Annotated in this window: 17 protein-coding genes, 2 pseudogenes and 3 CRISPR repeat arrays; of the genes and pseudogenes, 16 read left to right on the forward strand and 3 right to left on the reverse strand. The window is 68.6% G+C overall.

Going from position 1 to position 24,070, the window contains the following annotated elements:
- The first annotated feature begins 197 nt into the window (after window positions 1-197).
- The 12 genes and pseudogenes from ACFU95_RS42850 to ACFU95_RS42905 form a co-directional block, all read left to right on the forward strand.
- Window positions 198-599 carry a hypothetical protein gene (locus ACFU95_RS42850; protein ID WP_383840516.1) on the forward strand — a complete coding sequence of 134 codons (402 nt, stop codon included), beginning with the start codon at window positions 198-200 and terminating at the stop codon, window positions 597-599.
- Between the two features lie 132 nt (window positions 600-731).
- Window positions 732-2,825, forward strand: a complete 2,094-nt coding sequence (locus ACFU95_RS42855) for a Hint domain-containing protein (RefSeq protein ID WP_383840519.1) — start codon at window positions 732-734, stop codon at window positions 2,823-2,825.
- A 2-nt stretch (window positions 2,826-2,827) separates the two neighbouring features.
- A complete protein-coding gene (locus tag ACFU95_RS42860; RefSeq protein WP_383840522.1) occupies window positions 2,828-3,727 on the forward strand; it encodes a ParB N-terminal domain-containing protein in 900 nt (299 codons plus the stop codon).
- Window positions 3,728-3,930: 203 nt separating this feature from the next.
- Window positions 3,931-5,236: a CRISPR direct-repeat array (repeat unit 29 nt; unit sequence GGGACCATCCCCGCGGGTGCGGGGAGCAG).
- 227 nt (window positions 5,237-5,463) lie between these two features.
- Window positions 5,464-8,400, forward strand: a complete 2,937-nt coding sequence (gene cas3 / locus ACFU95_RS42865; RefSeq protein ID WP_383840525.1) for a CRISPR-associated helicase Cas3' — start codon at window positions 5,464-5,466, stop codon at window positions 8,398-8,400.
- Complete coding sequence (gene casA / locus ACFU95_RS42870; RefSeq protein ID WP_383840528.1) at window positions 8,393-10,168, forward strand: type I-E CRISPR-associated protein Cse1/CasA; 1,776 nt, start codon at window positions 8,393-8,395, stop codon at window positions 10,166-10,168. Before cas3 ends, casA begins: the two co-directional genes overlap by 8 nt.
- Window positions 10,165-10,860, forward strand: a complete 696-nt coding sequence (gene casB / locus ACFU95_RS42875) for a type I-E CRISPR-associated protein Cse2/CasB (RefSeq protein WP_383840531.1) — start codon at window positions 10,165-10,167, stop codon at window positions 10,858-10,860. Before casA ends, casB begins: the two co-directional genes overlap by 4 nt.
- On the forward strand, window positions 10,857-12,050 hold the full coding sequence (gene cas7e / locus ACFU95_RS42880; RefSeq protein WP_383840534.1) for a type I-E CRISPR-associated protein Cas7/Cse4/CasC: 1,194 nt from the start codon (window positions 10,857-10,859) through the stop codon (window positions 12,048-12,050). The genes casB and cas7e overlap by 4 nt, the downstream gene beginning before the upstream one ends.
- Window positions 12,047-12,805, forward strand: a complete 759-nt coding sequence (gene cas5e, locus ACFU95_RS42885) for a type I-E CRISPR-associated protein Cas5/CasD (protein ID WP_383840537.1) — start codon at window positions 12,047-12,049, stop codon at window positions 12,803-12,805. The genes cas7e and cas5e overlap by 4 nt, the downstream gene beginning before the upstream one ends.
- On the forward strand, window positions 12,805-13,602 hold the full coding sequence (gene cas6e, locus ACFU95_RS42890) for a type I-E CRISPR-associated protein Cas6/Cse3/CasE (RefSeq protein WP_383840540.1): 798 nt from the start codon (window positions 12,805-12,807) through the stop codon (window positions 13,600-13,602). Before cas5e ends, cas6e begins: the two co-directional genes overlap by 1 nt.
- Window positions 13,599-14,555: a type I-E CRISPR-associated endonuclease Cas1e gene (gene cas1e, locus ACFU95_RS42895; protein WP_383840543.1), complete on the forward strand. Its 957-nt coding sequence runs from the start codon at window positions 13,599-13,601 to the stop codon at window positions 14,553-14,555. Before cas6e ends, cas1e begins: the two co-directional genes overlap by 4 nt.
- Window positions 14,552-14,914, forward strand: a complete 363-nt coding sequence (gene cas2e / locus ACFU95_RS42900) for a type I-E CRISPR-associated endoribonuclease Cas2e (protein WP_383840546.1) — start codon at window positions 14,552-14,554, stop codon at window positions 14,912-14,914. The genes cas1e and cas2e overlap by 4 nt, the downstream gene beginning before the upstream one ends.
- A 92-nt stretch (window positions 14,915-15,006) precedes the next feature.
- Window positions 15,007-15,949: direct repeats of the CRISPR family, unit length 29 nt; unit sequence CTGCTCCCCGCGCCCGCGGGGATGGTCCC.
- A gap of 68 nt (window positions 15,950-16,017) precedes the next feature.
- Window positions 16,018-17,265: direct repeats of the CRISPR family, unit length 29 nt; unit sequence CTGCTCCCCGCGCCCGCGGGGATGGTCCC.
- A 21-nt stretch (window positions 17,266-17,286) separates the two neighbouring features.
- A pseudogene (locus tag ACFU95_RS42905) lies at window positions 17,287-17,454 on the forward strand (IS630 family transposase); the annotation flags it as partial.
- A 31-nt stretch (window positions 17,455-17,485) separates the two neighbouring features.
- On the opposite strand, the gene ACFU95_RS42910 reads toward ACFU95_RS42905, so the two are convergent.
- On the reverse strand, window positions 17,486-18,295 hold the full coding sequence (locus tag ACFU95_RS42910) for a methyltransferase domain-containing protein (protein WP_383840549.1): 810 nt from the start codon (window positions 18,293-18,295) through the stop codon (window positions 17,486-17,488).
- A 71-nt stretch (window positions 18,296-18,366) separates the two neighbouring features.
- On the opposite strand from ACFU95_RS42910, the gene ACFU95_RS42915 reads away from it, so the two are divergent.
- Window positions 18,367-18,903 (forward strand): hypothetical protein, encoded by a 537-nt coding sequence (locus ACFU95_RS42915; RefSeq protein ID WP_383840552.1) that lies wholly within the window; start codon window positions 18,367-18,369, stop codon window positions 18,901-18,903.
- On the opposite strand, the gene ACFU95_RS42920 is transcribed toward ACFU95_RS42915, so the two are convergent.
- Window positions 18,814-19,230 carry a transposase gene (locus ACFU95_RS42920; protein WP_383840563.1) on the reverse strand — a complete coding sequence of 139 codons (417 nt, stop codon included), beginning with the start codon at window positions 19,228-19,230 and terminating at the stop codon, window positions 18,814-18,816. The genes ACFU95_RS42915 and ACFU95_RS42920 overlap by 90 nt on opposite strands.
- 567 nt (window positions 19,231-19,797) lie before the next feature.
- Between ACFU95_RS42920 and ACFU95_RS42925 the strand changes: the two genes are divergently transcribed.
- Window positions 19,798-20,457, forward strand: coding sequence for an HNH endonuclease family protein (locus ACFU95_RS42925; RefSeq protein ID WP_383840555.1), 660 nt, complete (start codon window positions 19,798-19,800; stop codon window positions 20,455-20,457).
- 239 nt (window positions 20,458-20,696) lie between these two features.
- Here ACFU95_RS42925 and ACFU95_RS42930 read toward each other — a convergent pair.
- Window positions 20,697-20,813 (reverse strand): annotated as a pseudogene (locus ACFU95_RS42930) (hypothetical protein); the annotation flags it as partial.
- Window positions 20,814-21,133: 320 nt separating this feature from the next.
- Between ACFU95_RS42930 and ACFU95_RS42935 the strand changes: the two are divergent.
- Window positions 21,134-23,413, forward strand: coding sequence for a hypothetical protein (locus tag ACFU95_RS42935; RefSeq protein WP_383840558.1), 2,280 nt, complete (start codon window positions 21,134-21,136; stop codon window positions 23,411-23,413).
- Window positions 23,414-23,528: 115 nt separating this feature from the next.
- Window positions 23,529-23,978, forward strand: coding sequence for a hypothetical protein (locus ACFU95_RS42940; protein ID WP_383840560.1), 450 nt, complete (start codon window positions 23,529-23,531; stop codon window positions 23,976-23,978).
- The last annotated feature ends 92 nt before the right edge of the window (window positions 23,979-24,070 follow it).

A 24,070-nucleotide genomic window follows, 5' to 3' on the forward strand; every position in this document is an offset into this window, starting at 1 on the left:
GGGGGGGGGGGAAGGGGGGGGGGGGGGGGAGCCGGGGGGAGGGGGGGGGGGGGGGGGGGGGGGGGGGGGGGAAGGGAGCTCCCCCGAAAACCCCGGCGCCGCTCGGGCCGCGTGGTCCGAGCGCAGGCTCCGCAACGCCAAAGCCAGCACCACGCGCCGACGGCGGGCCGTCGGCGCAGCGCGAAAGGAAAGGCCGCTTGCTGACTCTCTTCACCAACCGCTACCAGGAGTTCAAGCCGCCACAGGGAGTGCCGGTACGCATCACCCTGGGCGCTCCCCGCTTCAAGCTCCCCTACTCCCTCACCCACTCGGTGCGGGAGCTCGCGCCACGTCGCGACTACCTCTCCGAGCCCGAGCCCGCATTCACCACGGCGTACCGTGCTGACCTCGACCAGCTCGGACCCGAGCGCATAGCGGCGCGGCTGCGGCAGATCACGGAGGCCGAGCGCGACCACCGCCTGGTGCTGCTCTGCTTCGAGGACCTCGCCAAGCCGGGCCTGTGGTGCCACCGGCGCATGTTCGCCGCCTGGTGGAAGGAAGTCACGGGCGACGAGGTGAGGGAACTGTCTCCCATGGACCAGCAGGGCACCTTGATGTAAGTGTCGAAACCATGCCCGAAAGATAGGTGACATGATTCCAAGGAGCTGCATGCTCCTTGTGTAAGGTTCCAGCGCAGCGCCCGGCCCGGCATCCCGCCGAAGCCGGGCGCTGTCGTTCGTCAGGAGGCGAAGATGTTCCAGGGCACCATCCCGGCCCCCATGCGCTCGATCGTGCGCGAGACCGCCGGCCACTGGCCGCGCGGCCCGGTGTACGTCCCGTGCTGCGGGAACTTCACCATCGAACGGTCCCTGGCCGGCATGGGCTTCGCCCTGTACTCCTCCGACGTGTCCATCTACACCAGCGCCGTCGGCCGGTGGCTCACCAGACAGCCGGTCGGCATCCAGATCCGTGACGAAAGCCAAGACGAACTCAACTGGCTCACGGACTCCTTGGACGACGGTGTCGGCACCGTCGCAACGCTGATGCTCGGCACGCGGTTTCTCGCGAGCGTCGGCCGCGAAGGGCTCTGGCACGAGCGAGTGGTGCGCTCCTACCGGGAACAGTGGAAGGCCAAGCACGCCGAGACCGTCGAGCGGCTGTCAGGCTCCGGGGTCGAACTCGCCTCGTATGAAGTGGAGGACGTGCGCTCCTGGCTGAAGAAGGTCCCACGCGACGCCCCGGTCTGCTCCTTCCCTCCCTTCTACTGCCTGGCCCCCCACGAGCGGATCCTGACCTCCGATCTGCGCTGGGTGCAGTCGGGAGAACTGGCCGTTGGGGACGAGATCCTCGCTTTCGACGAACACCCGGCAGAAGGGGCCCGGTGCCGCCGCTGGCGATTCGCCACGATCACCCGGTCCGAACCGGGAGTGAAGGAGTGCGTCAGAGTCCACCTTGAGAATGGCGACTCTGTGGTGTGTACGGCCGACCACCCCTGGCTGGCCGATAAGTACCGTCATGCGGGTGGGGGCCGTCGCGCCTGGGTACGGGCGGACCGGCTCATGCACGAGGCGCCCTATGTGCTGCGTTTGCTGAACACCTGGGAACCGGAACGGACTTACGACGCCGGTTGGATGGCAGGCATGTTCGACGGTGAGGGCTCGATCACTCTGGGCAGCGCACCGAAGCTCACGATTGCCCAGAAGGCAGGGTCGATTACCGACCGTGTACTTGACCAACTGGGTGCACGCGGGTTCGCCACCTCCGTCAGCCGACGCCCGAACGGAGTGCTGGGCATCCAGGTTGCCGGTGGCTTCGGTGAAGCGTTGAGGGCGCTGGGAACCTTCCGGACAGACAGACTGACTGCCAACTTGCGGGGCCTGGATATCACTCGCCTGTCAGTACGAGTCAACTCAGGACCGAGCCGGGTACGTGTCGTGGCGGTGGAGCCGATCGGGAAGCAGGAGATCCAATCGATATCCACGTCGTCCCGGACGTACATTGGCGAGGGCTACGCCATGCATAACACAGGCGGCTACGAGAAGTTGTACGAGCCGCTGGAAGCCCATTTCACCTGGGACGCGCCTGCGTACAAGCTGCTGTCGGACGCGGACGTGGTGGATGTGCTTGGCGCGATCACGGACCGGCCGCACTGGTTGACGGCCTCGAACCAGGACGTGCCTGAGCTGCACGAGTACCTGCGCGGCGTGATCAAGGCGACGCCGCGCGCCGCTCCCTTCTACGTGTACGCCAGCCAGGCACGGACCCGGATCGTCGCCCCGCGCCAGCCGATCGAGCCGGTGCACGCTCCTCGTCTGCGTGAGGGCGAGGAACTGGTGGGCCCGCTCACGCTGTCGCTGCTGAAGCCGGGCCAGTTCAATGCCCTGCGCTCCCGGTACCTCAATCCGAGGATCGCGCCGGGTGCGGCGAACCTGGCGGTCGCGGTCCGGGACGGCGGTGGGCGGCTGCTCGGTGTGTTCGCTATGGCGCCCAGCACGTACACGCCGGACGAGGCGTATGTGCTCTCGGACTTCGCTGTCGCCCCGACCGACTATCCGCGGTTGTCGAAGCTGATCGTGCTGGCGGCAACGAGCGCGGAGGCGCAGTTGCTGTGTCAGCGGGCGTTCTCGCGGCGGATCCGGCGTGTGGCGACGACGGCGTTTAGCAACAACCCGGTGTCGATGAAGTACCGCGGGCTGCTGCGGTTGAACAAGCGCAGCCTGTCGAATGAGGACGGCTGGAAGTTTCAGCTCCAGTACCAGGGGGCCATGGGCCAGCACACGCTGGCCGAAGCCCTGGACATGTGGGTGAAGCGGTGGGGCGCCCCGACGACGAAGACGGGAGTCTGACCGTGGAGGACACCAACCTCCTCACCCCGCCGCAGATGGTGCAGGGTGATCCGCGCACGCTGACGCTGCTGGATGTGAACGCGCGGTTCCTGCCGCACGAGCAGTTCCGGCAGCTCGTGGCGAACATAGAGCGCGACGGCTGCCTAACGTCGACGCCGTTGGTGTGGAACGATACCGAGACGGGGCAGCTGGTGGTGCTGTCGGGCAATCACCGTACGCTCGCGGCGATCGAGGCCGGCCTGTCACAGATCTGGTGGATGCAGATCGATGAGCCGCTTCCCCGCCAGCGGCAGATCGCGCTTCAGCTCTCCCACAATGCGATCGCGGGCCAGGACGATCCGGCAATCCTCAAGGAGCTGTACGACGAACTGGAGAACGTGGAGTGGCGCCAGTACACCGGCCTCGACGACAAGACGCTGGACCTGCTGGAGAAGGTGGATGTCGCCTCGCTGGGTGAGGCGAATCTCGACTTCGCCAGCGTGCAGTTCATGTTCCTGCCCGACGAGCTGGAGCGGGCAGAGGCCGCCTTCGACGCGGCCCGGGCGACCGCGACGGCCGATCAGCGGTGGGTGGCCGGGCTGGAGCAGTACGAGCCGGTGCTCGATGCGCTGGAGACATCCCGGGCCGCGTACAAGATCGGCAACAGTGCAACGGCGCTCGGGGTGATCCTCGCCGTGTTCGAGCGGCACGTAGGTGAGCTGGCCGACGGCTGGTTCGACGCGGCCTCCGGGGAGGCCACCCGATCGGGGACAGCGCCCCTGGAGACGGTGTTCGGGGCGCGGGGCGTGCCGGTGGAGACGGCGGCCGTGATTCGGGCAGTGATCGATCGGATGGTGCAGGACGGCACCGTGCCGGCGGACGAGCCGTGGCGGGCGCTGGAAGTCCTGGCCAAGAGCTCGTAACACGATCATGGGCGGGCCTTCTTGAGGCGAGGGCATCGTGCAGGTCGAGGCGTCTTTCCCATCGGACGGCCAGGCGCTTGAAGTGGTGCAGGAGCAAGAATGTCTGCTCGGCGACGTAGCGGAGCAGACGCCAGGCTGTTTGCGCGCCAGGTCCTCCACCACCGGTTCCCTCCGCTCTCGAGGAGAGGGCTCGCGGTACGGTGAGGGACCATCCCCGCGGGTGGGGGAGCAGTCGACCGCGGCGACGAACGCGGCCACCGTCGCGGAACCATCCCCACGGATGCGGGGGGCGTGCTTGATCATGGCCTTCAGCGGGCGATCGACGGACCGTCCCCGCGGTGCGGGGAGCAGTCGCCGCTGGATCTGGGGTTCATCGACGAGGTGGGACCATCCCCGCGGGCGCGGGGAGCAGTTCATCGGCATCAGCGACCGGCTGTCGGACTGGGGACCATCCCCGCGGGTGCGGGGAGCAGCCGGAAGCGCAGATGCAGATGATTGCCGCCACGGGACCATCCCCGCGGGTGCGGGGAGCAGGCCATGCTTTTGGCGGCTGGCGCGATGCGCCTGGGACCATCCCCGCGGGTGCGGGGAGCAGGGCAGCGGTGCGCGTTGAACCGGATCCGCGGCGGGACCATCCCCGCGGGTGCGGGGAGCAGTTCCTCACGCCGGCGTTCCAGATCCCGTCGATGGGACCATCCCCGCGGGTGCGGGGAGCAGACCCGCACGGGACGCAAGAAGGAGACGCCGCCGGGACCATCCCCGCGGGTGCGGGGAGCAGCCGCCCCGGTCGCTTCGGGGCGGCCCGCTGTCGGGACCATCCCCGCGAGTGCGGGGAGCAGCCGTCGGCGTACGCCTTGACGTGGTCGACGACGGGACCATCCCCGCGGGTGCGGGGAGCAGGACGTCGACGGACCCACGCACCCGAAGCGCGAGGGACCATCCCCGCGGGTGCGGGGAGCAGCATTGCCGGGAACCAGACCGTGCGCGCCGGCGGGGACCATCCCCGCGGGTGCGGGGAGCAGGTCGACATCACCTACAACGCGACAGACCACAAGGGACCATCCCCGCGGGTGCGGGGAGCAGGCCAGGACCTTCTCCTCCGACGTCAGCTCCTTGGGACCATCCCCGCGGGTGCGGGGAGCAGACGCTGTCCGTGTAGGAGTACGGCTGGAAGTCGGGACCATCCCCGCGGGTGCGGGGAGCAGAGTAACCGGCGGGAAGCGATGAAACGAGCATCGGGACCATCCCCGCGGGTGCGGGGAGCAGGGTCCTCCGGTGGCCGGGACGACGACGTACGTGGGACCATCCCCGCGGGTGCGGGGAGCAGGATGTAGGAGTTCCGGGGCGCCCCGCTTTTTTGGGACCATCCCCGCGGGTGCGGGGAGCAGCGGACGTCGACACCGTGTCCGCGCCCGGCTCGGGGACCATCCCCGCGGGTGCGGGGAGCAGGCGAGGTCCTCGGCGACGCGCATGGTGGTGGCGGACCATCCCCGCGGGTGCGGGGAGCAGTCTGGATGACCTGCGGGTCTATCGCTGCGGAGACGTGCTTTCGTAGACTTTCGAAGTTATTGACAAATAAGACACAAAGCGCTATCTGGTCTCATGGGTGCTTCCTGGCTACGCGGCCTAGGCAGTGAGCTGATCAGCTTAGGCCCTTAGGTGTGCTGTTCTCTCGCGGATCCTGCTGTTCACGGATTTGGGTGTGCGGTGCCGTGGTCTCCCTGTATCAATCCTTCATGAGCAGTGGGGGAAGTGCCTGTTCCGGCATGTTGCGTCGGCTTGGGGAAGCGGCGCGGTCGGTGTGGGCCAAGCATGATCGTGACACCGAGGGCTGGATGCCGTTGTGGCGGCACATAGAGGACAGCGCCGCGGTGGCCGGCCTGTTGTGGGACCAGTGGCTGCCCATAGGGGTGCGGAGGCTGGTAGCCGAGGCGTTGCCGCAGGGGGAGTCGGACGCACGGGCCCTCGTCGTATGGCTCGCCGGCGTGCATGACATCGGCAAAGCTACTCCCGCGTTCGCGTGCCAGGTCGATCAGCTTGCCGACAGGATGCGCGACCAGGGTTTGGAGATGCGCTCGGCCAGGGCGATGGGGCCGGATCGTCGGATCGCGCCGCATGGTCTGGCCGGGCAGGTACTGCTCGGGGAGTGGCTGCAGGAGCGGCACGGGTGGGCGCCTGCTCGGACCGGGCAGTTCACGGTTGCTGTGGGCGGACATCATGGCGTGCCGCCCCAGCACGGGCAGATCAAGGCCCTCTACGAGCACGAGGAGTTGCTACGCACATCCGGCCCGAGCGGTCGTGTCTGGCGGGAGGTGCAGGCCGAGTTGCTCGACGCCTGTGCCGATCATTTCGGTGTGGAGGAACGACTCGGGCAGTGGCGGACGGTGAGGCTGCCACAGCCGGTGCAAGTACTGCTCACCGCGCTGGTCATTGTTTCTGACTGGGTCGCCAGCAATCCGGACCTCTTCCCGTATCTTCCCGACGGGGCATCCCGCAGCGATGAGGAACGACTTGCCGCAGCCTGGCGGGGACTGGATTTGCCGGATCCCTGGCGGGCCGAAGAGCCTGCCGGAAGCGCGCAGGAGTTGTTTGTGTCCCGGTTCGGGCTCCCCGTGGGGGCCAAAGTGCGCCCTGTCCAGGAAGCGGCCGTGGAACTTGCCCGGGAGATGGAGACGCCCGGTCTGATGATCGTTGAGGCGCCGATGGGTGAGGGCAAGACGGAGGCGGCGCTCGCCGTGGCTGAGATCTTCGCCGCGCGCTCGGGAGCGGGCGGGGTGTTCTTCGCCCTGCCCACCATGGCCACCGGCAACGCCATGTTCCCCCGCCTGCTCGGCTGGCTGGACCGGCTGCCCGGTGTGGCGGGTTCACGCCGTTCGGTGCATCTGGCCCACTCCAAGGCAGCCCTCAATGGGGATTTCGCTGGCTTGATGTCGCGCGCAGGGCGGGTCGCCGCCGTTGATGTGGATGAAGCGGTGACCTCGTCCCGACAGCAGCCGGACGAACGTCGTCGTGCGAATGCCGAACTCGTGGCGCATGCCTGGCTACGTGGCCGTAAGAAGGCCATGCTGGCCTCGTTCGTGGCAGGCACCATCGATCAGTTGCTGTTCATGGGGCTGAAGAGCAGGCACCTGGCGCTTCGTCACCTTGCCGTCGTCGGCAAGGTGGTCGTCATTGACGAGGCGCACGCCTACGACACCTACATGAGTGTGTATCTCGACCGGGTGCTGTCGTGGCTGGGGGCCTACCGGGTTCCGGTGGTCGTGTTGTCGGCGACGCTGCCGGCCGCGCGCCGGCGCGAACTCCTTCAGGCGTATGCGGGGGGTGGCCATGCCGAGCCCGCCGTCGAGGAGGGCGCGGACGCGAGCGTATATCCGCTGCTTACCGCTGTGACTCCGGGCGGTGCTCCGGTGGTGCGCTGTCCACCGGCGTCGGGCCGGGCCACGGACGTCGAGGTCGAGCAGGTCGCCGACGATCTCGACGTCCTTGCCGACCGGCTGGAGAGCGAGCTCGTGGGTGGCGGATGCGTTCTGGTGGTGCGCAACACGGTCAGGAGGGTGCTGGAGACCGCCCGTGTGCTGCGGGGCAGGTTCGGGGACGACGTTGTCACGGTCGCGCACTCGTGTTTCGTTGACATCGACCGGGCGGCGAAGGACCGTGATCTGCTCCGGCGCTTCGGGCCGCCGGGGGAGGCGACTGTGCGGCCCGAAGGGCGGCACATCGTGGTGGCCAGCCAGGTGGTGGAGCAGTCCCTGGACGTGGACTTCGACCTGCTGGTGAGCGATCTGTGTCCGGTGGACCTGCTCCTGCAGCGCATGGGCCGGCTGCACCGCCACCGGCGCGGGGAGGGCCAGAGCGAGCGGCCCGAGCGGCTGCGAACAGCCCGCTGCCTGCTCACCGGAGCCGATTGGGGCGCCCGGGCGGCAGATGTGCCCGAACCGGTGCGAGGCTCGGTGGCCGTGTATGGGCGGTACTCGCTGCTGCGGTCGGCCGCGGTGCTGCTGTCCCACCTGGAGGGCGGGCCGGAGTGCCCGGTGCGGCTGCCCTCGGACATCAGCGTGCTCGTGCAGGAAGCCTACGGGCAGGGGACGGTTGGGCCGGAGCACTGGGCAGGTGCGCTGGCTGAGGCCCGTGTGCAGTTCGACGAACACCGGGCGGATCAGGCCGAGCGTGCAGCCGTGTTCCGCCTCGGTGATGTCGGCCGGCCAGGAAGGCCGCTGTTCGGCTGGGTGGCGGCAGGCGTGGGAGACGCCGACGACAGCCGGACGGGGCGCGCGCAGGTCAGGGACAGCCGCGAAAGCCTTGAGGTCGTTGTCGTACAGAGGCGCGACGACGGGAGTCTCGGCACCCTGCCGTGGCTGGAAGCGGACCGGAACGGCAGGCGGCGCGGGGGCCTGGAGTTGCCGCAGGAGCAGACGCCGACACCGTTCGCGGCCCGTGCGGCGGCGAGTTGCGGGCTGCGGCTGCCCCTGCAGTTCTCCTACGCCCAGACCATGGACCAGGCCATCGAGGAACTGGAGCAGCTGTACCTGCCCGCCTGGCAGGGCAAGGACAGCCCATGGCTCTCCGACCAGCTGATTCTCACGCTCGATGAGGACTGTCAGACCCATCTGGCAGGCTTTTCACTCCACTACAGCCGCCTCGACGGTCTGGAGGTGACCCGTAACCGTGATTGAACTGCCCGAGACGGGCAAGAGCCCGCTCCCGTCGTTCGACCTGACCGAAAGGCCGTGGATCGGAGTGCTCAGGTGCGACGGCTCGCAGGACGAGTTATCGCTGCGGCAGGTGTTCGCCCAGGCGGACAGCGTGCGCCGCATCGTAGGGGACCTGGCCACCCAGGAATTCGCCCTGTTACGCCTCCTGCTGGCCGTCACGCACGACGCCCTCGATGGCCCTGGTGACATCGAGGACTGGGCAGACCTGTGGAGCGATCCCGAATGCCTCGCGCCCGTACAGGAATACCTGGACGCCCACCGCGGACGCTTCGATCTCCTCCATCCCGAGGTGCCGTTCTTCCAGAGCGCCGGGCTACGCACGGCCAAGGACGAGGTCTTTCCCCTCAACCGGATCGTGGCCGACGTGCCCAATGGGGAGCCTTTCTTCACCACCCGGATGCCCGTTGTGGAGCGGCTGACCCTTGCCGAGGCCGCTCGCTGGGTGGTCCACGCGCACGCCTACGACACCTCCGGTATCAAGTCCGGCGCGGTCGGCGATGACCGGGTCAAGGGCGGCAAGGTCTATCCACTCGGTACCGGTTGGGCCGGCGGACTGGGCGGCGTGTTCGCCGAAGGCGACACACTGCGCGAGACCCTGCTGCTCAACCTGGTGGCGGCCGACACCGAGGAGTTGGAGATCGCTGCGGACGACCGGCCGGCCTGGCGGCGCGAGCCGTCTGGTCCGGGCGGCTCAGGGCGCTCGGCGACCGGTCCGCGCGACCTCTACACCTGGCAGTCGCGCCGACTGCGTCTGCACCATGACGCAGACGGTATCCACGGTGTCGTCCTCGGCTACGGGGACCCGCTCGTGTCCCGGAACATGCACCGCCGCGAGCCGATGACGGCGTGGCGGCGCAGCACGGCCCAGGAGAAGAAACTGCGGCAGGCACCGGTGTACCTGCCCCGTGAGCATGACCCGGCCCGCTCGGCCTGGCGCGGCATCGCCTCCCTCGTCGCCGACCGGCCGGAGGCCTCGCAGGGAACGGACGCGGCCAGGTACCTGCGTCCGGGAGTCCTCGAATGGATCGCCCGGCTGGTCACCGAGGGCCAGCTGCCGCGCAATTCCCTTGTCCGGGCCCGTGTGATCGGTGCCGCGTACGGGACGCAGCAGTCCGTGGTCGACGACATCGTTGACGATCACCTGGCGATGCCCGTGGTGCTGCTCCATCGACAAGACCGCACATACGCCCGCCAAGCCATCGGCGCCGCCGAGGAAGCCGACCTGGCGGTGCAAGCCGTCGGAGACCTTGCCGCGGACCTGGCCCACGCGGCTGGAAGGGATCAGGAGGGGCCCCGCGCAACGGCTCGGCAAATCGGGTTCGACATGCTGGAAGAGCCGTACCGGGGCTGGCTGTCCGCTCTGGCCGAGGCCGATGACCCGTTCGAGCAGCGGAGCGTCTGGAAGCACGATGTGCGCCGACTGGTCGGCCGGCTCGGAGGCCGTCTCGTTGACGCTGCGGGCGATGCAGCCTGGCAAGGCAGGACCATCACTGGCAGGAAGGGCACCTGGGTGCTGGACGCGGGCCTAGCTGACCGCTGGTTCCGTGCCCGCTTGGCCAGGGTGCTGGGAGATCCCGACGATTGCGATGCCAACGGCGAAGATGCCAACGGCCAACGCACTGACGGAGATCCGCGCTCACGATGGTCGTCCGGTCGGCCGGAACCCGGCCACACCGAGGCCGTCACGCTTGATCCAGCCGTCGTGTCCGACACGGAGGTGCACGTATGACTACTGTCTCGGCCCTGCCCACAGCCCGCTCGCGGGTCGCCGAACTCGCGGCCGCACGGATCATGCCGTGGCAGGAGGGTTACCTCGGCGACAGCTCCAAGGCTGTCGCCGCGCTGGCCCGCCTGCGCCGGGGCGCGGGCCGGGACGCTGCCGAGATGCCCGACCTGTGGAATCTGGTCGACACCGGCCACCTCCACATTGGCGCCGACGGCCTCCGGCCACTGAGTGAGCAGGAGCTGAGCCGGGCCGAGGATGCCCTGTACACGGCCCTCACTCTCTGGGCACTCCATCAGCAGTCCCGCGGTGCGCGGATGCACCGCTCGCATACGCGTAAGCGGCCGATGGGTCTGGGCGCGGCCGTGCGGCGTCTGATGCCGCCGAGCGGGATCGACGAGCCCATCCGTAAGCGCCTGGTGCGCGTCGGCACCGCGCCGGACCTGGCCACCCTGGCGCAGAGACTGCGCGACATTGTCGTCCTGCTGCGCAGCGCGGACATCCCCCTCGATTACGGCCTGCTCGCCGGACAGCTCTACGCCTGGCAGTGGCCTGACGGCTCCGGCGCCGTCCGCCGGGAATGGGGCCGCTCCTTCCACAGCTGGCAGCAGCCCGGACCCACCGGCGAGAGCACCATGACCCCTCCCGCCACTACGAACGCTGACGAGAACGACAAGGACGACAAGGACGCCTCGTGAACCGAATTTTCCTGGATGTGCACGCCTTGCAGACTGTTCCGCCCAGCAACCTCAACCGGGACGACACCGGTGCACCGAAGACTGCCGTCTATGGCGGAGTGCCGCGCGCCCGCGTCTCCAGCCAGGCGTGGAAGCGGGCCATCCGTACCTACTTCCGTGACGAGAACCTGCTGGATCCCAGCGAACTTGGCGTGCGTACCAAGAAGGTTGTCGAGCTGCTCGCCGAGCGGATCACGGGACTCGACCCGTCTCTCACGGCTGAGGACGCGCTGCGGCTCGCCGATGAGACGGTCAAAGCCACCGGTCTGAAGACCGAGGTTCCCAAGAGGAAGTCCGACCAGGCCAAGGACGGCGCGCCTTCGCCCGCCCCCGAGACCAAGTACCTGGTCTTCCTCAGCGCCCGCCAGCTCGACGGTCTGGCTCGCCTCGCCCTCGACGGAGCCGACGACATCACAGCTTTCCTGAAAGACAAGAAGAACAAGGAGCGCGCCCGCGAGATTGCGGATACCCGCCATTCCGTGGACATCGCCCTTTTCGGCCGCATGGTCGCCGACGCCGCCGACATCAACGTCGACGCAGCGGTGCAGGTCGCCCACGCCATCAGCGTTCACCGCGTGGAGAACGAGTCCGACTACTACACCGCCGTCGATGACGAGAACACCGAGGAGGAGACCGGTGCCGGCATGATCGGTACCGTCGACTTCAATTCCGCCACCCTGTACCGCTACGCGGCGCTCGGCGTGCATCAGCTCGCCGCCAATCTCGGTGAGGGACTGCGCGAGGACGAACCGCGTGCCGAGCCCGTACGCCGTGCCGTCGAGGCGTTCGTGTACGGCTTCGTCGCCTCGCTGCCCACCGGGAAGATCAACACGTTTGGCCACCACACCCACCCGGATGCCGTCGTGGTCAAGCTCCGTACCACCCGGCCGGTCAGCTTGGTCGCAGCCTTCGAAGACCCGGTCCGCAGCGACAGGGGCGGCCATCTGCGAGAGGCGTCCGACCGGCTCGCCGCATACGTGCCGGACATCGAACGCGCCTACGGCGACAAGGAGACCACCCTCACCTGGGTGCTGCGCGTCGGCCCGAGCACGCAGAAGCTCGCCGGCCTCGGCGCCGAGTCCGACACCCTGCATGACCTCGTCACCGCTATCGGCCAGGCCGTGGGGGAACGTCTGGACAAGCCCGCATGAGCAGCCGCACCAGCAGCCCTACGAGCGTGCTCGCCCTCCGCCTGGCAGGCCCTCTGCAGTCCTGGGGAGCCTCCTCCCGTTTCACTCGCCGTACCACCGAGTCCGCCCCCACCAAGAGCGGTGTCATCGGCCTGCTCGCCGCCGCGGCCGGTATCGAGCGCGGCGAGGACGCACGCCTCGCTGCCTTGGCCACATTGCGGTTCGGCGTCCGCATCGACCAACCAGGCACCCGCATTCGCGATTTCCATACCGCCCACCACGGCATCACCGGCAAGTCCATGCCGCTGTCGGAGCGGTTCTACCTCGCAGACGCCGTCTTCGTCGCCGCCGTCGAGGGCGACCGCACCCTGCTCGCCGAGCTGTACGCCGCTCTGCAGGCCCCGGTATATCCGCCGTTCCTCGGCCGCCGCTCCTGCCCGCCCGCCGAGCGCGTCGAACTCGGCCTGCACGAGAGCACCTGCCTGGAAGACGTACTGGAGAACCTTCCCTGGCAGGCATCCGGCTGGTACCGCAGACGCCACCGTGGCCAGGCCCCGGACAGACTGACCGTCCTCCGGGAGAAGGCGGCCGACGAGACGGGAGCCACGGACGTCCTGCGTGACCAGCCGCTCAGCTTCTCTGCCGCCCACCGCCGCCATGCCCTGCGCACCGTAGTCACCGCCCACGTGCCCTTGCCGCCCAACCCAAAGATCGGGGCCCTCCAGCACGATCCGTTCGAGGCCGTGCCCGAAGTCCCGGAGGATGAGAGCGCCTGATGTTCCTCTCCCGCTTCCGCGTCAACACAGCGCGGCCCGGCGCCCGGCGCCTCCTCTCCTCGCCGCAGGCCATGCACGCGGCCGTGATGTCCTCGTTCCCGCACCTGCTGCCCTCTGACGCCACAGCCTCCGACGCGCCGCGGGTACTGTGGCGCCTGGACCAGCAGGCCCGGGCCGAGGTGTTGCTCTACGTCGTCAGCCCCGACCGGCCCGACCTCACCCACCTGGTCGAACAAGCTGGATGGCCCGCCGCAGCGACCGCCGATCCGCAGAAACCTGGCTGGCAGACCAGGCCCTACGCACCATTCCTCGACCACCTGGCCATTGGCGACCGCTGGTCCTTCAGGCTGACCGCGAACCCCGTGCACACCATCCGCCGCAAGGACGGCGAGCCCCGCAAGATCACCGCCCACCTCACGCCGATCCACCAAATGGGCTGGCTGCTTGATGAGGAACGCCAGAAGCGCGGCGGCTTCCGCGTCCTCGAAAAGCCCGACGACCGACGGCTTCTACCCCACGGCACCACCCACCAGGGCCGACCTCACCCCGGGGATCGGTACGAGCTGTCCGTCGGCGACATGCGCTCCCTCTCCTTCGACAAAAACCGCGGCCCGGATGGCAGCCGCCGAGGTAAGCAGGTCACTCTCGTCACCGTCACCTTCGACGGACGCCTGGAGGTCACCGATCCGGCAGCCCTGCGCCGCACCCTCACCCAGGGCATCGGCCGGGCCAGGGCGTACGGCTGCGGCCTCCTCACCCTGGCACCCATTGCCCAGCTCACCCAGCACACGCAATGAGCACGGTCTCCCGGCGCTCGGCGCTCACCCCGAGACAACTCACCCGCACCGGCGAGCGCCTCTCCTTCATCTACCTGGAACGCTGCACGGTGCACCGCGACGCCAACGCCATCACGGCCCAGGACGCGGAAGGCACCACCCACATCCCGTCGGCGACCATCGGGACCCTCCTCCTTGGCCCCGGAACACGCGTCACCCACCAGGCCATGAGCGTGCTGGGAGAGACAGGCGCGGCCGTCTGCTGGGTCGGCGAACACGGCGTGCGCTACTACGCGTCCGGCCGCGCCCTCAGCCGTTCCTCCGCCCTCATGGAGGCCCAGGCCCGGCAATGGGCCAACCCACGCAGCCGCCTTGCCGTAGCACGGGAGATGTACCGGCTGCGCTTCCCGGACGAGGACCCTGCCGGCCTCACCCGGCACGAACTCCTCGGCCGCGAGGGAAGACGCGTCAAGGACTGCTACCGCGCCGAGGCCGCCCGCACGGGCGTCCCTTGGCGAGGCCGTCGCTACGTTCCCGGCGACTTCACCAGCGGTGACGCCGTCAACCAGGCCATCACCGCCGCCGCCCAGTGCATGTACGGCATCGCCCATGCCGTCGTCGCCTCACTGGGATGCAGCCCGGCCCTCGGCTTCGTCCACTCCGGTCACGAACTGTCCTTCGTCCTGGACGTCGCCGACCTCTACAAGACGGAGATCGGCATCCCGCTCGCCTTTGACGTGGCCGCGCAGGACGGGGAAGACGTCGGCTCCCGCACACGTCGAGCACTACGGGACCGCATCAATGAAAGGTCCTTGCTGAACCGCTGCGTCGACGACATCAAACGCCTGGTTCTGTCGGAAGCAACCGATTCCATCGACCGGGACGTGATGACGCTCCAGAGCGATGGCGGCCACCAGGTCGCTTCCGGCGTCAACTACGACGGGCCCGACGACTACGAGGACACGCTCTGGTGACCGTCATCGTCCTCACCAACTGCCCTGCTGGACTACGCGGCTTCCTCACACGCTGGCTGCTGGAGATCGCCGCAGGCGTGTTCGTGGGCAACCCCTCAGCCCGGATCCGCGACGTGCTCTGGGAAGAAGTCCAGCAGTACGCAGGCCAGGGCCGCGCATTGCTGGCTCACACCACGAACAACGAACAGGGCTTCACTTTCCGCACGTACGACCACGCCTGGCGCCCGACCGACCACGAGGGCATCACCTTGATCCACCGTCCCACCCCGAACGCACCTACTCCCGGCACAACTTCGCCCAACGCACCGCCGTCCGGCTGGAGCAGGGCTTCCAAGCGTCGACGCTTCGGGAGAGGCTGATGTGCAATAAGTTCTATATATGCGATTTGCCAGAATTCGAGAAAGTCCTCTGGAACCGACTCCAGCGGCAGTAAAGCTGCAGGTCATCCAGTCTGCTCCCCGCGCCCGCGGGGATGGTCCCACCGCGTCGACCTGGTCGGCCACGGAGTTGATCTGCTCCCCGCGCCCGCGGGGATGGTCCCGGCACCGGCTCGACGAGGCTGCGGTCGACGTGCTGCTCCCCGCGCCCGCGGGGATGGTCCCGACAAAGGTCGCGCGTGCCCCCGATCGGCCGACTGCTCCCCGCGCCCGCGGGGATGGTCCCCGAATCGGGTACTGCACCGTCGATTGCGGCCTCTGCTCCCCGCGCCCGCGGGGATGGTCCCTACGAGGAGGAGCGCCAGGGCGCGATCGTCGGCTGCTCCCCGCGCCCGCGGGGATGGTCCCCTGACCTCGATCGACTCGCGGATGCGGCGTTGCTGCTCCCCGCGCCCGCGGGGATGGTCCCGACCAGCGCGGCATCGCCGCCGCCAAGCAGATCTGCTCCCCGCGCCCGCGGGGATGGTCCCCAGGACCCCGCGCTGGAACTCTCGTACCCGGACTGCTCCCCGCGCCCGCGGGGATGGTCCCGAAGTCGATGAGAAGGTCCAGGTGGTCGAGCACTGCTCCCCGCGCCCGCGGGGATGGTCCCACCTGATGCGATCGTGCTGAACTTGGATCTACTGCTCCCCGCGCCCGCGGGGATGGTCCCCTCGGCGACTCACGGGCGGCCAACAGCGCGCTCTGCTCCCCGCGCCCGCGGGGATGGTCCCGCCTGGCCGCGTTGGGGGCTCACTGTCGTCTCCTGCTCCCCGCGCCCGCGGGGATGGTCCCAGACCTGGACGCCGTCCCCCTGACCCCCCTCTCTGCTCCCCGCGCCCGCGGGGATGGTCCCCGTGTTCCGAACCCTCCGGAACCCCGAAAGATCTGCTCCCCGCGCCCGCGGGGATGGTCCCTCGCGGCCGTCGCCGGTGACGATGCCCTCGACCTGCTCCCCGCGCCCGCGGGGATGGTCCCGTCCTGGTCTTGGAGGCCCCGGTCCTGGTCGCCGAGGGCGCTGGTGCTCGGGATCCTCGGGATCATCACTGCTCCCCGCGCCCGCGGGGATGGTCCCAGCGCGCTTCCCGCTCCGACTTGCCATGACAGCTGCTCCCCGCGCCCGCGGGGATGGTCCCGATGCGCTGGTGCGTTTCACCCGCACTCTCAACTGCTCCCCGCGCCCGCGGGGATGGTCCCACTTCCCTCATTCTTGCTTGCTGCGCAGCAATCTGCTCCCCGCGCCCGCGGGGATGGTCCTGACGCCTCCGTTCAAGATCAGAATCAGAAGGGCTGCTCCCCGCGCCCGCGGGGATGGTCCCCTCGCCGACGCCGTCGGCCAGGTCGTCGACCACTGCTCCCCGCGCCCGCGGGGATGGTCCCTACTTCGCCGGCAGGCAGGTCGGCTTCTGGGTCTGCTCCCCGCGCCCGCGGGGATGGTCCCGATTTGCTGCCGCTCGGTGACCGCGTAGGGAACTGCTCCCCGCGCCCGCGGGGATGGTCCCCGTGGGTCCCGCCCTGATCAATCCCTTGCCAACTGCTCCCCGCGCCCGCGGGGATGGTCCCGATCCCGCACGAGCCGAACAGATCGAGCGACTCTGCTCCCCGCGCCCGCGGGGATGGTCCCCCACTTCTTCCAGGCGCCTTGGAGGGTGTTGGCTGCTCCCCGCGCCCGCGGGGATGGTCCCCTTGCCGGGGAACGGGGCCTGGCAGATGACGCCTGCTCCCCGCGCCCGCGGGGATGGTCCCGACGACCAGTCCCGCCCATCCGGCGCCAGCCACTGCTCCCCGCGCCCGCGGGGATGGTCCCGGCGATCGCCGTCGACATCGACACCGCGCCGCCTGCTCCCCGCGCCCGCGGGGATGGTCCCTTCGACCGCGACGTCGAGGGCGCGATGGACTGCTGCTCCCCGCGCCCGCGGGGATGGTCCCCAGGGGCTTCTTCCCTAACTCGCCGCTCCCTCTGCTCCCCGCGCCCGCGGGGATGGTCCCGCGCTCGAAGGTCTCGACTCCATCGCCCGGATCTGCTCCCCGCGCCCGCGGGGATGGTCCCAGGGCGCGGAGCCGGGCAAGGACGTTCACGCTCTGCTCCCCGCGCCCGCGGGGATGGTCCCGGCCGGCCTGACGGACGAGGATCCGATCGCGCCTGCTCCCCGCGCCCGCGGGGATGGTCCCCCGAACACCCGGCAGACAGCCGGGTCCACTCCCTGCTCCCCGCGCCCGCGGGGATGGTCCCCGCACCGCGCTCGCCGTCGCCCTGCTCGGCTCCTGCTCCCCGCGCCCGCGGGGATGGTCCCGTTCCGGGCCGGGCCCCGAAATACTGCTCCGACACCGTGCAGACCCGAGCCCTGCACGCCTACCTGCGCTCGCGCAACGCCAACGCCCGCCACCGCGACGTCCTAGCCGCCGAACGCAAAGAACGCGCCCGCGCCCGAAGTGAAAAAGGCATCCGCTGGGGCGGACGCCCCCTCGCCACCGCGGCCTGATGCGCCGCATGCCGCCCTCACCCGCTGGCTATCAGCCTGACAAGGGCAGCGTGCCCGCAGTGAGGAAGAACGTGACGGCGTAGGTAAAGCGGCCTGCGCGCACGGCATCGTCGAACTGGGCCACGAATCGGTCCGCGTCCACGGGGTCGAGGTAACCGCGGGCTGCGGCTGTGTGCGCCCAGGTGCGCAGGCCCATGACGTTGTCGGCCGCTGACGGGTCGCGCGCGACCAGAGTCCGGGCTTCTACCGTGATGTCGTGGATGCCGCGGGCTGCGAGCAATCCGGCGTGCCGGTGGGCCAGTGAGCCGTTACGCAGGCCCGCGTCGGCCCTGAAGCGCAGTACCCGTCGGGCGAGCTCCTGGTCGTCAATGTCGAGTACCTGGGTGTCGTAGTCCGGGTCTGCCAAAGCGATCAGGCCGCCGGGGCGGACCACCCGCAGCAACTCGTCCAGCACCCGGGTCGGTTCGACGATGTGCTGCAGGACTCGGTCAGCCCAGGCGCCGTCGAACTGACCCGCTGCGAACGGCAGCCGGTGCCCGTCCGCGACAGCGGCGCGTGGAAGTCCTCGGTCCCGTGCCTGCGCGATCATCGTTAAGGAGCTGTCGACCGCGACGACCTCGGCCCCACTGCGCGAGTGCAGGGCCACGGCGGCGTCCCCGGTACCCGCTCCGACCTCAAGGAGCAGCCCGCCGGGTTCCGCACGCAGGAACTCTTGCAACCGCTGTTTGTAAGCGGCGTAGAACGGCTCCGCACTCAGCCGGTCCAGGACCTGAACCCACTCAGCGGGCCGGGGCTGCGTGTCCACCGACGTGAAACCGTGAGCAACACCGTGATCGTTCATGGGAGCACGCTAGACGTGCCAACCAAGCCGGTGAACCTTTCCAGACAGAGCACTACTAACTTGAATGAGTGATGTCGGGCTGGCGAGGTCTGCTGCTGATCCGCCAAGATCTGCGCGTGACGGAGCACAAAGAAACGGTGGCCTTGTTGCGCGAGCTCGATGATCCCAAGTGGCTGGAGCGGCCCCGGGACTACGACCGTGGTGAGATCGGCGCGCTGTTCAACGTCCTCGTGGCGCGACTTGAGGACGACTTCGCCGCGCCATGCGTCAGCGAACGGGACACGCAGGACTCCAGTGAGTACGGGCGGATCACCGTGCCAGCTGATGCGACTGTGTGCGGAATCCGGATCGTTGTCTGTGTGAGCAAGTTTGGCTCCCTGGCGCTGGTCTGCGCCGACAACCCCGGCGCCTTCCTGGGCACCGGGGAAGCACAAGCCGAGGGCGAGTTGGACGCTGGGGATCTGGACAAGGTCGAGGGGACGTTGGCTAACCTCGGGTACGCGATCGTTCCCGAGGAGCTACTGGAGTGCGACTACGCCGGGCCGAGCCAGCTGCCCTGGCATGTTCAGCGCCCCACCTGGTGGCACCGCTTCTTCGGCAGCTTCTGACGATTGCGCGGTCAGGGACAGGCCGGTGCCCACGAGGCAGCCGTCGATCGTCTCCGTCCGGTACTGGAGTTGCTTGAGTCGGCGCTTGAGGGCGCGAGTCACCTCGCCGAGGTCAGCTGCGGCGAGGTTGCCGATGTCACGCTTGACCAGCGACCAGATGCCCTCCTGCGGGTTGAGGTCCGGTGCATAGGTAGGCAGCTGGAACAGGGTGAGCCACGAGGCGTTCGCGTCGATGAACGACCGCAAGGACTTGGTCAGGTGGAGGCGGACGTTGTCCCAGACCAGGACGATCGGGCCGCCGAGCTGGATGCGGGCGCGGATCAGCAGGTCGCGGAAGTCGCGTCAGCCGTTGCGTCCGGTGTACTCGCGGACGGAGTAGAAGAGCCGGGACCGCTCGCCAGGTTTGTAACAGGTCATGCCCGCCATCGATACCCGGCCCGAGCCCCGACCTCGCACGCGGACTACCGGGGTGCAGCCCCTGCGGCCCCAGGACCTGGCACGCGGCGGCGTCAGCGACTGACCGGCCTCGTCCTCGAAGACGATCCATCTGTCGCAGGCTCTTCTGCGTTCACAGGAGGTCGGTGGCGTGCGGATGTCGCGACCGGTCTTCGTGCGGGGGGACTGGTTGGAGTCGGAGTACCACCGCGATCACCTTCCTTTGGAAGGCGTCCCGGCTGCCGATGCATCGCCCTGACCTTCGTAGGAGCGCGTGTCGAGCCGCAGCCGGACGGGCGAGGGAGCCACCTCGTCTGCGGCGACCGCTATGACGTTCACAACCACCCCACCGTTTCGGGGCGCGGCGATTCGTTTCTCTTGTATGACCTTTCCACTCACATGGGGGGCGCCTGGACGTAACCGCTGAACACGCCTCTTCCGTACGGCTATCAACGGCACATGGTCAACGCTGTCCAGCGCGGCCTCGCTGCCGCCGCCCTCTGCGTCCTGCCCGCCATCGTCCCCGCACCGGCCCACGCCGCGGAGACCCTGCCCCTGACCGAAGCTGTCGCCGTCCTGCCCGTGGCCACCGAGTCCCGCGACGGCTACGACCGGAACAAGTTCCGCCACTGGAACGGCGGCGACGATCCAGCCGACGGCTGCAACACCCGGGCCGAGGTCCTCATCCACGAGGCGGTCGACCCGCCCACCATCGGGCCCGGCTGCCGCCTTACCGGTGGGAGCTGGTGGTCGTACTACGACGCTACCGTCGTGACGTCGGCGTCCGGCCTCGACATCGACCACATGGTGCCCCTCGCCGAAGCCTGGGACAGCGGCGCGTCATCCTGGACCCCGCAGCGCCGGGAGCGGTATGCCAACGACCAGGGTGCCGAGCAGTCGCTCGTCGCCGTGACCGCACGCTCTAACCGGAGCAAGTCCGACCAGGACCCAGCCGACTGGCTGCCGCCCTCCGTCGACGGGCACTGCCGGTACCTCGCCGAGTGGGTCGGCACCAAGCTTCGGTGGGCGCTGGCCGTCGATGAGGGAGAACGGGCCGCCTTGAAGGGTGCGGCTTCGGGCTGCCCGCACGAGACCGTGACCTACGAACCCGCCCCCTGATCCTGTCCCGGCCCGCCGCCCCACACGGGCGGCGGGCAGTCAAGGCTGTGTATTGCTGTAAACGGATCGCCGGAGCGTGCTCGCCGGCAGGCCTCGCACGTCCACGGCGAGGTGGCGCTTGCGCCCGGTCGCCCTTTTCCTCGCGTTGTAGCCCGACGTCGCCTTTGGAACGGTGGCGTCGGCCTTGACTGTCTGGGAGTTCACTACCACGGTGACCGACCGCGAGTTCTTGCCCTGCCTCAGCCGCACCTGCTCGTACAGCTCGGCGCGCAGATCCTGGCGGTGACCCCAGTGGCGTGCCACTTGCGGAAGCACCGGTGCGCAGTACTCCAGGGCGGGAAGCCGCAGGGGATCGACCGCCATTGGCAGCCCGTCCGGTTGACGGACCGTACGGCGTCGACGACATCGCGCCGGTCCTAGACCTCCGGGTGCCCTTCGCTTAGCAGGGTGGCGGTCTGGCCCGTCGGGGAGTCGGTGCCGTGAGTGGGCGAATGATCAGCTCAGAAGAAGCTCAACACCGTTGCTTCACTCGGTGATCATGAGTTTTGCTGTTCAACGAACTCGAGCACATCCGGAAAATGATGTTCCGGTTCGTTCTTTGACCAGCGTGTTCTGATCCAGGCCAGGTGAGCCCGACCAGCTCGCCCTGCCGACACGCACCAGATCAGGGGGAACCATGGCACCGCATGTCATCAGCAGATCCACGCTGCGCGCCGTCTGGGCCGTATGCGCGGGCACTCTTATCGCATCCGCCGCGCTTGTCCCGCAGGCCATCGCGCCGAGCACGGCGTACGCCGCGGACGACTCGTGCATCTCGTCGGTCGGCACCTACGTGCTGAGCCCGGCGAGCACCAATCCTGCCAAGAAGCGCACCCTGTCCAAGTACATGGACTGGGGGCCGAGAGCGGGCGAGTCGAGTTTCTTCGATACGCAGTTCACCGCCCAGATACCGGGCACCAGCAAGCTGTTCACCGCGCCGAACGGCGTGATCTACGAGATCTCCAGCAGCGATCGTGACGCGCCGCTGAAGGCTTACAAGGACAGCACCGCCACAGGCGGCTCGCTGCTGACGGCGGCGAAGACGTACAAGTTCGACTGGAGCACCGCCAAGCGGGTGTGGTCGAACGGCAAGCGGATCTTCGTCGTCAACGATGACAACACGGTGCAGGTGTTCGAGCAGAGCGCCCCGGCCACCGGCGACGGCACCATCAGCCTCGTCACCACACTGCCGCGTTCCAACAGGCTGACCGGGATCCTCAACGCCGAGGACGTGTGGATGGTCGGCTCGGTCATCTACACGCTGAGCACCGACGGCACGATCGCCCACCAGACCTACCTGGAGACCGGGGGATCCCCGGGCGCCATCACGACCTCGATCGGCGCCCCCGTCACCGACAAGACCGGCTTGACCGGTGTCACGCAGGCGTGGAGCCCCGGCCCCGGCGCCATCAACACCCTCAGCCTCACCGACGACCCGGACACCACCGGCCGCATCAGCAAGTACACCACCGGCCCCTTCACCGGGATCAACGACGAGGTGAGGACCGGCGTCCTCGGCGACGTCATGGCCGACACCGCTTCCTGCCTGGCCGACCCGGACCTCGGCGTTCGGCCCTACTTCGGCGCCCCGCCGACCGACGAGGGCGATGTCCCAGTTGCGCAGGAGCCGTCTGACCCTGCCGCACCGCAGCCGTCGAACACCGTCACCGGCAAGTTCACCCTCGGCAACGGGCAGCCCGCGGTCGGTCTGCAGGTCACGGTCACCGCTGCCGACGTCGTCGCCGGCAGCGACGAAGCCGCCGGCGCGAAGGAACCCGTGGTGGGCACTGCGACCACCGCCGCCGACGGCACCTGGTCCCTGACGCTTCAGTCGACCCTGCCGACGGCTGCGCAGAAAGCCATGGACGACAACCGCGGCGCCCTCAACCTCAACGCCACCACGTCCGGTATCACCTCGTCCGGCGTTTCCGTCCTGGGTGTCGACGCCCTGGTCGCCGTACCGCCGAAGTCCGCGACCCTGCGCGCTGCGAGCAACGAGGAGACCGCCGCCCTGGCGGAGGCCGTCGATGACGGGCACAGCGTGCCGATGGTGCCGAACATGGTCGATGACGCCGCGGCGAACGATCCCACGCCGGAACAGGAGAAGCGGACCCTCGCCGCTCAGGTGGAAGCCGACCCGACGGCAACGGACGACAAGACTCCGGTGTGGCAGTCCGACCGCAGCACCCTCGCTGCCAACTACAACCCCTACCTGGCGGGCGGCAAGGACATCAGCGGGGAGAAGATCACGCCCCGTGATTCGGGGACGTGCGACACGTGGCGGTACAAGCAGTCGTCCAAGATCAAATACACGGTGGTCGGTGAAGCACACGCGCACTGGGACGCAAAGGCGTCCTTTGACTACGAAGACACGATGAACAGCAGCATCGACATCGCCGTCAACAGCAACGGGGACTGGAAGGTCGGCGGCAGCAAGCAGGTGTCGCATGAGACGGGCGTGTCGACGGGCTATACCAACAAGGGCCCGTACTACGCCCGCCAGTACAAGGTGCCGATCGAGTACAACAAGTACAAGCACACGCGTACCTGCTCCGGCACGGTCCGCGCCACTTGGTACACGATCGAAGCTGGCCGCTACAAGGTTCCCTCCGGCGGCTCGGTCGGCAAGCTCGGCAAGGACGTCGCCTCCAAGGATGGATCGCGTCACTACCACAACTCGCCCAGGAGCCACAGGGCCAAGGTGGAGCCGGGGACCTACTTCCAGCTCTCCAGGAAGAAGTCGAGCAAGTTCGGCAACGCCGTCAATTTCATGGGCGTCGCGCTCGGTGTCACCACCGGATACGACAAGAACCACAAGCAGAAGATCACGGCGGGAAACCGCAGGGACGCAAAGCATGAGATCTGGGGGAAGAATGGGCCTGTTTCCGACAAGCCGGGCGTCTTCTACTCCTTCTAAGCGACGGATCATTCTCGTTGCCGGACTCTGCGCCGTTGCCCTGGCTGGTGCCGCCTGGGCAGTCGCGGACTCGTCGGCAGGCGGGGTCCGCGAGGGCTCCGCGCTCGACGGCGGTATGCAGTCGGCTGGGGACGTCGGGTACGAGCATGCCCAGATCGGCGAGGAGTACTGGGCAGGCCTTCCGCTCACCTGGAATACGACCGCTGAGGACGTGGAGATCACCAAGGCGGAGTTCTCCGAGGTTCCCAAGGGGCTGAAGGTCATCGAGTACCGGGCCCTCAACGGCAATCAGACGGACGGGAACATCCTGTTCGCCCGCACCGACGGCAAAGGCGGCATGCCCGACCTGTTCAAGGCCAGGAACTACGCTGGCCACCCGGTCAAGGTGAAGGCGAAGTCCGGCAGCGACATCTATTACGTCGCCCGGGTCAAGGTCACCGGTCCGCCCCAGGGTGCGCTGAAAGGCTGCCGTTTCTGGTATCGGCAGGGCTCACAGCAGTATCAGCAGCAGCTGGACTGCTCGACCATCGTTCGCCTCGGGCCGCCCATCAAGTACGAGAACTAAGGGCTGTCCCGTAAACGATCTTTGGCGCAGCCTGGGCGCGGGTGGTCGGCGTGCGCGCTGTTCGGCTACCTGACGAGGGTGAGGTTGTGCAG

This window comes from Streptomyces sp. NPDC057623, assembly GCF_042800355.1.
In the GTDB taxonomy this organism is placed as follows: domain Bacteria; phylum Actinomycetota; class Actinomycetes; order Streptomycetales; family Streptomycetaceae; genus Streptomyces.

Bases quoted from the DNA above. Each gene is read 5' to 3' on its own strand.
- ACFU95_RS42910 (WP_383840549.1), bottom strand. From the start codon at position 18,295: ATGAACGATCACGGTGTTGCTCACGGTTTCACGTCGGTGGACACGCAG.
- casB (WP_383840531.1), top strand. From the start codon at position 10,165: ATGACTACTGTCTCGGCCCTGCCCACAGCCCGCTCGCGGGTCGCCGAA.
- ACFU95_RS42855 (WP_383840519.1), top strand. From the start codon at position 732: ATGTTCCAGGGCACCATCCCGGCCCCCATGCGCTCGATCGTGCGCGAG.
- cas5e (WP_383840537.1), top strand. From the start codon at position 12,047: ATGAGCAGCCGCACCAGCAGCCCTACGAGCGTGCTCGCCCTCCGCCTG.
- cas6e (WP_383840540.1), top strand. From the start codon at position 12,805: ATGTTCCTCTCCCGCTTCCGCGTCAACACAGCGCGGCCCGGCGCCCGG.
- ACFU95_RS42935 (WP_383840558.1), top strand. From the start codon at position 21,134: ATGGCACCGCATGTCATCAGCAGATCCACGCTGCGCGCCGTCTGGGCC.
- ACFU95_RS42915 (WP_383840552.1), top strand. From the start codon at position 18,367: ATGTCGGGCTGGCGAGGTCTGCTGCTGATCCGCCAAGATCTGCGCGTG.
- cas3 (WP_383840525.1), top strand. From the start codon at position 5,464: ATGAGCAGTGGGGGAAGTGCCTGTTCCGGCATGTTGCGTCGGCTTGGG.
- ACFU95_RS42940 (WP_383840560.1), top strand. From the start codon at position 23,529: ATGCAGTCGGCTGGGGACGTCGGGTACGAGCATGCCCAGATCGGCGAG.
- cas1e (WP_383840543.1), top strand. From the start codon at position 13,599: ATGAGCACGGTCTCCCGGCGCTCGGCGCTCACCCCGAGACAACTCACC.
- ACFU95_RS42925 (WP_383840555.1), top strand. From the start codon at position 19,798: ATGGTCAACGCTGTCCAGCGCGGCCTCGCTGCCGCCGCCCTCTGCGTC.